The 12507-nt window shown below is 31.2% G+C and carries 8 protein-coding genes and 2 pseudogenes; 8 read left to right on the top strand and 2 right to left on the bottom strand.

All coding sequences use genetic code 11. The features are described 5' to 3' along the window. From AZF08_RS09405 to AZF08_RS09430, 6 genes and pseudogenes are all read left to right on the top strand, one after another. Positions 1-570 (top strand): annotated as a pseudogene (locus AZF08_RS09405) (DDE-type integrase/transposase/recombinase); the annotation flags it as partial. 460 nt (positions 571-1030) lie between these two features. Then, entirely contained in the window at positions 1031-1807 is a 777-nt protein-coding gene (locus tag AZF08_RS09410) for a ParA family protein (protein WP_033678912.1), read from the top strand. Further along, positions 1807-2121: a hypothetical protein gene (locus tag AZF08_RS09415; protein WP_033678913.1), complete on the top strand. Its 315-nt coding sequence runs from the start codon at positions 1807-1809 to the stop codon at positions 2119-2121. The genes AZF08_RS09410 and AZF08_RS09415 overlap by 1 nt, the downstream gene beginning before the upstream one ends. A 356-nt stretch (positions 2122-2477) precedes the next feature. After that, entirely contained in the window at positions 2478-3104 is a 627-nt protein-coding gene (locus AZF08_RS09420) for a hypothetical protein (RefSeq protein ID WP_033678914.1), read from the top strand. Between the two features lie 1768 nt (positions 3105-4872). Beyond that, a complete protein-coding gene (locus AZF08_RS31180) occupies positions 4873-5082 on the top strand; it encodes a DUF3658 domain-containing protein (RefSeq protein WP_033678915.1) in 210 nt (69 codons plus the stop codon). 897 nt (positions 5083-5979) lie between these two features. After that, positions 5980-6204 carry a helix-turn-helix domain-containing protein gene (locus AZF08_RS09430; RefSeq protein ID WP_033678916.1) on the top strand — a complete coding sequence of 75 codons (225 nt, stop codon included), beginning with the start codon at positions 5980-5982 and terminating at the stop codon, positions 6202-6204. Between the two features lie 893 nt (positions 6205-7097). On the opposite strand, the gene AZF08_RS09435 is transcribed toward AZF08_RS09430, so the two are convergent. Next, entirely contained in the window at positions 7098-8798 is a 1701-nt protein-coding gene (locus AZF08_RS09435; protein ID WP_033678917.1) for a hypothetical protein, read from the bottom strand. A gap of 951 nt (positions 8799-9749) precedes the next feature. Here AZF08_RS09435 and AZF08_RS09440 point away from each other — a divergent pair. Further along, entirely contained in the window at positions 9750-11453 is a 1704-nt protein-coding gene (locus AZF08_RS09440; RefSeq protein WP_033678918.1) for a helix-turn-helix domain-containing protein, read from the top strand. 126 nt (positions 11454-11579) lie between these two features. Then, positions 11580-11684 (top strand): annotated as a pseudogene (locus AZF08_RS32335) (replication-relaxation family protein); the annotation flags it as partial. 38 nt (positions 11685-11722) lie between these two features. Here the strand turns inward: AZF08_RS32335 and AZF08_RS09445 are convergent. Further along, positions 11723-11908 (bottom strand): helix-turn-helix domain-containing protein, encoded by a 186-nt coding sequence (locus tag AZF08_RS09445; RefSeq protein WP_235190145.1) that lies wholly within the window; start codon positions 11906-11908, stop codon positions 11723-11725. Positions 11909-12507 lie beyond the last annotated feature (599 nt).

Genomic DNA, 12507 nt, shown 5'->3' on the forward strand with positions numbered 1-12507 from the left:
AGAAGAAAAATAAAAACGTTCAATTATCTTGGAAACTAGATGAAACCTATATAAAAGTAAAAGRAAAATGGTGTTATTTATATCGTGCAATTGATAAAGACGGGCACACATTGGATATTCAACTTCGTAAAAAACGGGATCATCAGGGTGCCTATGCTTTTATGAAAAGATTGGTCAGAACGTTTGGAGAACCAACGGTTCTCACTACAGACAAAGCACCAGCATTACTTTGCGCATTTAACAAATTAAGAGAACAAGGCTTTTATCTAAATACAACTCATTGTACNGAACCAACGGTTCTCACTACAGACAAAGCACCAGCATTACTTTGCGCATTTAACAAATTAAGAGAACAAGGCTTTTATCTAAATACAACTCATTGWACAGGACCATAGGCATGTGAAGCGACGTTTTTCCAAATCCGCAGGATTTCAAAATCTTCGCCACGCTTCCCGTACCCTGAAAGGCATCGAAACCATTCATGCTTTATATAAACGAAACCGAAGCCTTGGCTCAGACTTCGGTTTTTCGACATACAATGAATTACAGGAGCTACTAACAATCGCATAAAATGTACAACTTTTTGTTGGCACCATTTAACGTTAACAAAACTTTGCAACAGAACCCAAAAGAAGTGTTATGTATCACAATTACACACTTGTAGAATTGTGTAATTGTGATATAATCTAGTTAAGAAAAAGTATTTGCAAAATAATGGATAAGACAGATTATCTTAACTATTGAAACTAATCCAGATTTATTCAAGGACTTATCTATGAAGCTATGTGCTTCAGCACAGATCATAACAGAGAACCTACGGAACATGTGGGTGATAGCTCGCCATCACGCTCTTCGCTAGTAAGCTACTAGCAGAAATGTATAACCAAGAATCACCCACTTTAAACAGCCCGCAAGGATGTTAGATGTGGGCTGTTCGCAAGACTCTTAATTTCACAATTACACAATTGCACTAATTCACTTGTATAATTGTCCTAAAATGATTACACCATGTGAACAGGAGAAGTGACTAATGACTAAAGTAATTACATTTGCAAACTTTAAAGGCGGTGTTGGTAAAACGACAGCTGCAACTTTATTTGCATATCTTTTAGAACAACAAGGAAAAAAAGTACTACTTCTTGATTTTGATCCACAATATAATGCAACAGAAATCATGTTTAAAACATATGGATTCAATTCAAAGATTAAAGTTAGTTTATTTGAAGGTATTCAGCAACAAGACCTTTCAAATGCGGTGATTACATTGTCCACAAATTTAGATGTGCTTCCAAGTGAACTTGACCTTGTTGGTTTTCCAGCCCATTTATATGCATTAACAGATGACAAAGAGAAACGATTCTATTTACTTGATTTTCTTTTAAGGCAAATTAAGGATGCTTATGATTTTGTAATAATTGATGTGCCACCAACAATTTCAGATTATACCAACAATGCAATTGTAGCTAGTGATTATGTTGCCTTAATAATGCAAACACATCAACAATCATTTGCTGCATCTGTGAAATTTATTGATTACCTAAAAGACTTACAGAACTACAATTCAGATATTGATCTTATCGGTGTAATTCCCTACCTAGTTACTAAAAAAGGGAAAGTTGATATTGAAGTATTAGAAGATGCACAACGTATCTTTAAAGATACCTTATTTGATAATCAAATTATGAAACGTGAACGCATAAAACTCTTTAGTAAAAATGGTATTACAAATGAAGATATGCATGACTTAGCTGTATTGGAAATGTATCAAAAGGTAGTTAGTGAGTTTATGGAAAGGATTGAAGAATAATGTCCATGAACAAAAAGAAGAGCTTTTTAGATATTCCTACTGATGAATTTAAAGCACAGAGAGGGAATCCATTTATAACAGAAAAAAATGAACCCCAAAAAACAGCACAGGCAACATATCAAACAATTCGTATCTACCCAGAAGATCATAGAACATTGAAGGATCTTAGCTATTTCGAAAATAGAAAAATGGTTGAAATAGTAAACGAAGCTGTACCAATGTATAAAAAGTTTTTTGAGCTAGCTAAAGAATTAGAAGTTTCCCCTGCAGTGGCTATACAAATGGCAATTGACAATCTAAAAAATAAAAAATAATTATACCCAAGAGGGATATTCGATGAATACCCTCTTTAATTTTATCATTAGCGACAAAATAGCACAATTACACATGTATAATTGTGCTATTTTTTATGATTATTCTTACTCAAAGTTTCTTTTTTTCTTCCAGGAAGTTGATATTTTTTTCTGCTTGTAATTCCTTTTTTTGCAATCAATTGGGCTTCTTCTTTCGACATTTTCATGATATATCCTCTCCCTCCCCTCTCTTATTTCCATGTTTAACAGATTACTAAAAATCTATACATAGCTCTCTCCCCCACTTCATATACATAAATTAAATCTAGGACACTAGGACACTGTTTAAAACTTAAAATCCGAATTTGGAGGTAAGTATGAAAATAGGAGAGAAAAAGAGAAAGATTCGATCAGATAAAAAGAAAGATATTAAACCGACGATTAGTAGTGATCTCCGTGAAGTTATTTGTCGATTATCTTATATAACTACTACACCTATTAAAGACGTTGGAGAATTTATATGTGAGTTTGGTTTAGCATCCAAAGATGTAATAGATGCTTTAGCAAACCATTTTCGCAGAGATTTAATTGTAGATTCTACATGTTATGTAGGAAATTTAGAACGTACTTCATTACAACGCGAAAAGGTTGAAAGCCCCAGTAATCGAATAACCATTCGTTTTAAACAAGAAACATATGAAAGAATTACTGCTTTAGCATACGCTTTAGATGTTACTCCATCAAAAGCTACCGCGCTTTTACTAGATGTGAGTTTAAAAAATTCCAATGTAATAAATAGATATGTAAAAACACACTTACAAGCCACTCTAGATAATAATAGGCTAAAGGAATTAAAGAAAATTATTAAATTTATTAATAAAAATAATCCGTATGATGAAGAGTTTTCCTGGGCTGAAATAATGGCATATCTGTTCGATGAGATTAAAGATAGCACAAAAAGTATGAAAAAAACACTTACTGAATGGATTGATAAATACAAATAACAATAACACAGTAACACAATGATATAGTTTCACTGGTTTAATTGTGTTATTAATTAGTTGATACACTTTTTATCTAACAATTTCTCTGATGTACAAGGCGATTAAAGTGCAATATATTACACAATTACACATTTACCTTTGTATAATTGTGTAATATATTTTAAACGTTTTGCATTATGGAAAGATATGCTTGAACCCAATGAGAGGAGGGGGCGGTTAATACCTTGAAGTAGAGGATTCCTGGAACACCCAACTATCGTTCAATTATTTAGAAGGCTCCATGGATAGTTTCCACCCTAAAAGCTGTTTGTTTGTACTTGAACTCAATAGACACCCCTATTTTGCTTGATCTTTGCTTCTTTGATGCGTACCATGACGAATGAACATTGAAGACTTTACATGGCAGACGAAATTCCCGCACAACCTTATATCCTTAGTTTTTAAGGAGCCTTTGAGGCTAAAAATGATAAACATCCTTAAAAAGAGGCTACTAAAGGGAATTGACACTCCCATCCCCCCCCTAAAGGAATGTGCTTTCCTGCTCATTGAACCTGTTGTCATATTTAATCTTCAATCTAACGAAAAGGATATATTTACAATTACACAATAATACAATAACACATGTGTGCTATTGTATTATTGTGTAATTTTATTGTTGAAGATGGATTATTACTTATATAAAGAGGCGTTTAGGTAGGGAATTACATAATTCCCTTTTTAATAATATTTTATATTATTCGTCTGATGTGTTCTTTAAATGATTGTCTACAACTAAATACTTAGTTCAAATAGGAAAATTATTGTTAACCTTTTTTTGGATTTTAACTAACGATTTCTCTGATATACAAGGCGATTAAAGTTCAATGCATTACACAATTACACATTTACTTTTGTATAATTGTGTAATATTTTTTAAAGAGTACGTCATTTGCAAACAAAACAAATTAAAGTATCTGGTAATCTGCTAGAAATTTGGAAATATGTTGTTTTTAAAATGGTTCAACAAAAAAGTTCCACCTAACAAATTTGATTTCAGATTTGTTTAAACCACAGTAAAGAAAAGAATAATAGATATGATGAGGAATACTGTTACTACATCATCCCGGTGAACAACCATTGCAGTCTTCTACTTGCTTTGATTCTTGCTACCAAGGGCGAAGTCCATTTCTGGTATCGCTGGCGTGCGGCCAACGATATCTTATTTTCAAGGATCACATAGTCTTTTTAAAGACTTGTTCTTGTCTATAGTTGAAGTATATCCCAAAACAAGTGTGTTTCTACGACAAAGCGATACTTTCAACTCATGCCTAACAGCCGACTAAAGTCCTACATGGGCTTTCCCATATTGCGAAATTTGTAATATCCTAGCAGCAAGTATTTTACTTCATAACAATATGGACTATGGAAAATCGTAGTAATAATGATTGTAGTTATCTATTAACCACAATTACAATTGTGTAATTGTAGTCTATTTGTCAAATCCCTAATGTCCATTTTTTGCAATTCTAAAATCCGCTAGTTAGGGGCGAACTATAATCAATACACAAGTGTCAATAACTAGACATAAGTGAAAAGAATTTGCACATTTAGATAGCTGATTACACTATTGTATCTGAGCAAGATGTAACCAATATTTTTAAATGGATAAATCCAACTAAGAATCACCACTCTCTTCACTCTTAATAAAAATGGCACAATAACACAATTATACTTGTGTTATTGTGTTATTGTGTTATTGTGCCGCATTATAAAATTATTGGTATTACTTATGCAATGGAAAGCACTTCAATATATTCCTGGTTGCATAATCCCTCAATTAAATTGGTTTCAAAAGAAAGACGTATTAAGAATATTAATAGAGGGAAAACTAATAGCTGTATCTGAAGATTATAATGATGCAACTACTCAAAAAAATACTTCAAATAAATATCAAAATATAACCCAAGTTATTGGAGCAGTGATGGGGGAAAGTGATTAATGTATTGGTGATACGTATTTAGCTTTCCAAATACATCATTTGATTCAAGAAGGAAAATTAACGTGCCTAGGAACTTTAAGGAAATTAAAGATTCTCACCATAATATATCTATTTAATCTTCCACTCCTAAAGGGACAAGCTAACTGACGTTATTAGGATTCTTGTTTCCAAAGCCGAAGTACCATTCCTGATATCGTTGACGTACAAGGTTAGAAATATGACTATGCTATTTCACGCCACAGGCAGGACGTATAGATACTGTAACAGTACTTTGTTACCAAGGAAGCGCAGCTAACTATCTGAATGTTTTAGAAGCTGTGCTAGCACGTTTAGATGTGGGAGATGAATTTCGGTTAGGTATAGTCTATAGCTATTTCTTTTTTACTACTTACATATAGTTGATTTAGACATACATCATCTTATCCCTTTAAAGTTAATCGTATTAGTCTGTCTAAGATTAATAGATTAGTTACATAGGACAAGATGTTTTTACACCATAATCAAAAACATGCACTGTTCAATGTTTAAAGATAAATTTTGTTATTTACAAAATCCTTCATTATTATACACAAAACCTAGGGAACTTTATAAAACATTGTGTTTAATATTAATAATATTATAGAATTAAAAAAGCTGAAACCCCTTTTATATCAAGATGTTTCAGCTTTTTTATTTTATTAGCATATCCGTTACAACAAGTTGCCATTAGACTAGTGTATCAGCAACTTGTAGCTATTATTATGAATGCTACATTCCTCAAAATTATTACAAGTTTTTTATCTTTTTCTCTTTGAAACTATATGCTACATGAAATAAAAATATTCATTTATCTAAAGTTTAGAAAACTAAAGATTTGGACATGCTTGTAATAAAGATTAAATTATTGAGGTGAGGTATATGTCTTGGTTCAGTAAACCTAGATCCAAATTGGGAAAATTTTTAGATAGAAATGATATCAAACAAATAAATTTGGCACAATATTCAGGTGTAAGTGAAGGAACGATAAGTAAACTATGCAGAGCAGATACTTTTTATCCTTCTTTAAGAAATGGACAAAAGATTATTAAAGCATTGAAGAAAATGACTCATAAGGATATTCAATATGACGATTTTTGGGTATAAATTGAAATGTGCCCGTAATGGAACTATCAGTGGTGCGATATAATTCCATTATTTATTGGGACGATATTATTTTCTCTATTTCGTCCCTTGTTGTTTAAATAATATATATTCATTTTAAAGAAGGTCCTTAACATTAGTATTTTACTAATAAAATCTAATATAAATATATATCTTATATATATTAAAAATATAATGATAAAACTTTTATAGGATCAATAAATAAGAGTTTGCTCTTACAGTAACAAGGACTTTGAACATACTATAGCGTAAAAAATCATAAATAGTAAAATCTAACAACGAAAAAATAGGAATAATAATGATATGAAAACTACAAATAATCATAAACAAAAATCTATATTTCTACATAAAAAATGAAACAAAATGATACATTGTTAAACATATTTATTCAATTAATTAATTACGTATTAATCCACTGTATTTCCACAATTTTATTCTATTTATCCACAAATAATTCACATTAGATGCTAAGTAATTAACATAATCCGAATTTATCACATAACTCACATAAATATTGATGATTTTTGGTAGATAAATAGCTAGAAGCCATTTATATCAAGGGTAATTGTATAATCTTATTCACATGGTTCTTTAATTATATACTTATACACAAGATTTAACTATTTTATTATGATTTTTTGTAGATATTTGAACATATTTAGATACCTCTCAACATGTTTACATGAAAGTATGTGTGGAAATCTAGATAATTGCAGTACAGTTTTGTATATGAGTGCATAAAAAAAGACTTAATTATGAATAGAGTCGAGTAAAATTGTTTATTGTGATGAAGTGGTGAAAGTTTTTTAAATAACAGACTCAATACGAATAGCCCTCTATTTTTAATTTTTTCAAAAACAGAGAGCTGAGTATCGTTATTTCGCTTCCATTACTTCAAGTACTTGTTCAGCTGTTGTTACTTGAATACCAGTGCGTATTAACTGTTCAAAGGTACGCATAAATGTAATTAAATTTATGCTATCTGGTAATTCAGTAACGCGAAGCTTTTCTTTCGGTAATCTATCTATCTTTTCAATGAACAACTCACGAATATCACTAGGAATAAAACGTTCTTTATGTCCCCTTGCTTTTAGGAGCTCACGTATTTCTATTTCTAAAGCTATATAAGCATTTAGATTTGTACCTTGTTCATAGGCATATTTTCTAAACAACGTTTCTTCTTGAAACTTTAGATAGTTGCGGTGATACGATTCCTCCGTAACAGGTACAGCAAATTTACATTTTAGTAATTCATACGTTTTACGGAACAGCTTTTTGATATTTCGAAGAGAGTACATTGAGAAATGCAATCCGAAATCAAATACAGCTTGTTCTTTTTGTTCTTTTGGAACATGTTGTGTAATAAGAGGATAAATACCTTCTTTAGCCGCTGTATCAAGAATTTGATATTGTGAAGTTTGATTTAATAATTTTTTCAGTGTATACACTAACTTACTTGGATATTCTTCATTACGATCTATCATGTCACGCAAGCTACGAATTACACTGCGAATCTGACGATGGCATGTATATTTAAGTACATGAATAAATTTGTTCATGTCTTGCGTGAATTCACCAATACTCATCTCTTGTAGTACGGATTCGATAAAACGAGCTTTACGAGCATAAGTAAGCTTTGGTGTGAATGGATTGCGATACTGTACTTCTCCTGTTTCTTTTGCACATAAGAAATCCGTATGTAAGGAAAGATATAGAGTCGTATATCTTTTTGTATTCTTAACCCCTTTTTGTAATTTGCAAATTTTGAATAGAGGGGTCCCTGTACATGGTAATGCAGTTGTTAATTCTGTCATAACCGCACGGATTTGATGTGGGTATTTTTTATGTAAAAAGCGGTACATCCCACCAAAATGAGTTCTATTCCCTCTTTCATCTTGTTTGTCTAAGGAACGTTTAAGAGTCGTTTCACTGTGCTGTTGCATAGCAATATCTAAGAATAGCTTCTTAGCTGCAACTGATAGCTCAAAGAAAGCTTTCGTAAATACCACTGTGCTGATATAAACATATGCATTAGCCTTCTCAGTTTCTTCATTCATAAAATGAGTTAATTTAATTGTATATCGGCCATCTAATTCATTTTCAATCGTAATAATGTTATGTAGGTTTAATTTTTTTAATGCAATATAGAATTGAGAGTGCTGTATGTAAGCAAACTCTTCTTTATATTGCTTGTAATCTTCCCACATCATATGTACCGTTACATTTGGAATGATCCCATTCGTGTAACATTTTTTGTGTAGATATAAGAAAACTTCTAAATCTGCATTTGTTATGCCATATAATTTATGTTTTCGTCCCATTGTTTCTGAAATAGCAGATAGTGTACGACGTGAAAAAGATGGTTTTGCCTGAGCCACCAAGCCGTCTACATCGGCAATACGTTCTTCATATGTCATATGATCCAGAATATCCTCAAGGTATGTATCTTTATAGCTGTAGTATTTTTCTTCAAAAGCTTCAACAAGTTTCTGCCATGATTTCAATGTTACTAAAACTGCATTTGTAGATTGTCCATTTAGACCACGTTGATTATGAATAACAAATGATTTTCCCATCTTTTTCACCTCCGTTTTGCAAATTCAGAAATATATTCCAAAATACCTTAAAATATACCAATTTTGATTATAGCAAATCGAAAAATGATGAAAGTTGCTCCTTTAAGAGGAAAAATAGAAACTCGCAACAGCCCCTAAAACCAAGTGTATCAAAGGATTGGAGAATTCTATTAATTTTTTTTGTGTTAAGGATACCGCAAACGTGTTGCAAGTTAAGTTATATATATGAATAAGTGAAAAAAAAACGCCTATCCCTTGATATATAAGGAATTCAAGTGAAATAACAAAAAAATAAGGGTAAGGATACCGCAAACGTGTTGCAAGTTAAGAAGTACGTTTATTGAACGTAAATTATACCGAATATCTTTGATATGATAGGTTTTATTAGAGTTTTATGAATTGTGATAGGGTAAGGATACTGCAAATAGTGTTGCATCTTATGCAAAAAATAAGGGTAAGGATACCGCAAACGTGTTGCAATTTGATTTATATGTATATGAATAAGCAAAAAACATCTAACTCTTTGATATATAAGGGATTCGAGTAAAAATGACAAAAAAGTTAGGGTAAGGATACCGCAAACATGTTGCGTTTTATTTGTATAACTTATTGTAAATATAAAAAATTCACTTGAAAATTTTAAAATAGAACGATTTTGTGTGTAATGTATTAGGTTAAGAAAAAGATTATACTGTTGCAAGTTGAACGAAATAGGGTGAGGATACCGCAAACGTGTTGCAAGTTGGAGAGTTAGGGAGATGAAAGAGCAAAAGGAATGCAAGTAAAAATGATTAAAGTAAAATAGGAAATAAGTACAAGTTCAATGAAATGGGATGAGGAAACCGCAAAACCTTTTGATTATCTGTTACAATAAATTAAATATAATAGTAGTAAAGATTTTTATGATGGAAACTACTTTGTTGTGATCCATGGTTTAGGGAGGAATATAAAGTGGATAACTTATTACAAATGTTCCGAGATGCATTGTTAATCTCTGAGCCAATTTATAAAACAAATGAGCCTTTATGGAGTAAGTGGAATGCATACTTTAAAGATGTTGAAAATAATAATAATAAAGTACTAACCTCATCTTACGCTTCTCCCTCATTTACTGCATTAGTATCGTGGTTAGAGAAAAAGCAAGAATCCGGAATTACATTAGTACAAATTTATGCAAAAATTGATTCTTATAAGGAAGAAATATATAAGGAGATTGAAGGATTTATAGAAAAAGAATTTCAGGGTGTAGTTCCTTCAAAGTCCATAATATTAGAAAAAGACAAACATATGGATAAAATAAATACAGTGAACCAGGAGGATTATTACGAAGTAAATAATTCTGCTGTTTATTATAAACTAAGAGATGGAATTGCCAAGAATCAATTTGAAGAAGATGAAAAAAGTAAAGTCTTACAATATCCTATTGAAACGAAGTCTTCTAATGGCGTAGCTCAACTTTCTTCACACAAAGATGAAGATTTAAGACTTACACATATTGAAGAAGCAGCTCGATGGAATACCCTTGTTGATGATGTAATGAGTAATATGGATGATTTAACGGCAGATTGTTTAGATGCAATTACAATACAGTGGATAAACGAGGCAAACTCTCCAGACGATTTCATTGATTTTTCTTATGAGCAAGTTTTAGAGATGTGCAACATTCCAAAGACAGTCGTCAAAAATAAAGAATATTATCGAGCTGAAGATAAAATTAAAATAGCAAAGAGAATTGCAGCTTTAGCAAGTATTTTTATCTATTTAAATGATGATAATGAGGTAGTAGTATTAAATGACCGTGATGATGAAGGAGAACGACTAGAATTAAAACGTGAGGTTATTAAAAGATTATTTGTATTAGATTCGGTTGTATTGTGGAGACATAGTGTTACAAATGAATATATGGGTATTGAATCTTGTCGCATTAAGCCAGGTAGCTTTTTAACCAATTATTTATACGGATCAAATAATACAACAGCTTTATTGTCTAAAAAAGCACTTGAATACAATAGTTATAGACATAAATATCATAAAAGGTTAATTCGATATTTAACATGGCAATGGAGAATTAGACAAATGTATTCATCATTGAAAAAGCCCTATTCTATAGGAGGGGACAAGGGATTATTATCAGTAATGGATATCCCAAAAGAATGGAAACCTAATCGCATTAAAGAACAATTAGAGAATGTATTAATGGATTTAGAAAAAGAAAAAGTAATTTCTCATTGGGAGTATAGTGAGGCTCTGGATGAACAACAATTTGGAAAAAGGAACTGGTTCAAAAATTATTATTCTAATTTGGGAATAACTATTTTACCGCCTGAGGAAATGCTACAGTCAATGGGTAGGGGAATAGGAGTAGGAAAGAAATTTATAGAGGTACCACAAGAACAAGTACCTGTAGTGACAGTTGTAGAAGAAGTTAGGGAGACTGTAGAACTTGTTGAACAAAGAGAGAAGAACATTCGTGACCAAATATTGAAAGTGCATAATGAAAAGAAAGTGAGCATTCGTGAAATAGCAGATGAAATTAGTATTTCGCCATCTACATTGTCTAGATTTTGTAATTATAAAACAAAACGGTTATCTAAAAAAGCTTTAGAAAAGTTAACAAAATGGTGTGAAAGACAAGAAATACTAGAAAAGATGTAAATTAGATTAAGGGCTAATTTTTATTAATAAGGAAATATGGAAAGTGCACATATATAATCTATGTGCACTTTATTTATTAGAAAGGAAAAAGATAAAGGTATTATTATCTTTTAATTGGTTCTAGGGATTATTTTTTTCACATTATCAGATTATCGGCAATCTAAGTTAGAGCAATATGCTGTTAAACATAATGTATTTCTAAGAACTTTTATAATGCATGATCTATTTTAGCTACATCCAAAAGTCATCATGGTGGATTTCTTTATGAGTCATTTTTTTAATGCTTTAATAATCTTTTGTCCATGTTTAAAAGAGGGATAAAAAGTATTTGCTCGGTACAATTTACTGATTGTTCCTTCACTTACACCGGATTTTTGAGCTAAATTTACTTGTTTGATCTCATGATCGTCTAAAAATTTACCTAAGTTAGATCTAGTTTTTTTGAACCAAGGCATGTGTTTCACCTCAATCATTAGATTTTATTAAGAGCATGTCCAATTCTTTAGTTTTCTAAACTTTAGATAAGTGAATAATTTTGTTGGATACAGCATAGAGTTTAAGAGAAAACGAGATAAAAAAATATGTAATAATTTTGTGGAATCTAACATTCATAGTAATAGCAACAAGTTGCTGATACACTAGCCTAATGGCAACTTGTTGCAAAGAATATTCCTAAAAATAGGAAGCTTATACCCATTGATACATAAGGGATTGAGCTTCTTTTTATTTTCTTCTGGATGAAAGTAAGGAAAACTTGAAAGGTAAGAAAGAGAAGAATAAAAGTCGAAATATGACTCATTTTCCAATTGATATTGGAATTAACTTTATGAAATTTCACATACCGCATTGATGTAGTTTCATATAGAAAATTTTGCAAAAGAAACTTGTAGTAATTCAAGCGTTGAAGAAGAAAAACATATGTCTAAAGGCATACAGCTAAGACAAATTAGATATCGGTTCTGTTGCAAAGTTTTTTAAAGTAAGCTAAACTTTTGCAAAATAGATTGAGGAGAATCATAGATGGGATACTTTAAAGGAAAGCAGTTCAAACAAG

Origin of the sequence: Bacillus gaemokensis, from assembly GCF_001590835.1 — a bacterium.
In the GTDB taxonomy this organism is placed as follows: Bacteria; Bacillota; Bacilli; order Bacillales; family Bacillaceae_G; genus Bacillus_A; species Bacillus_A gaemokensis.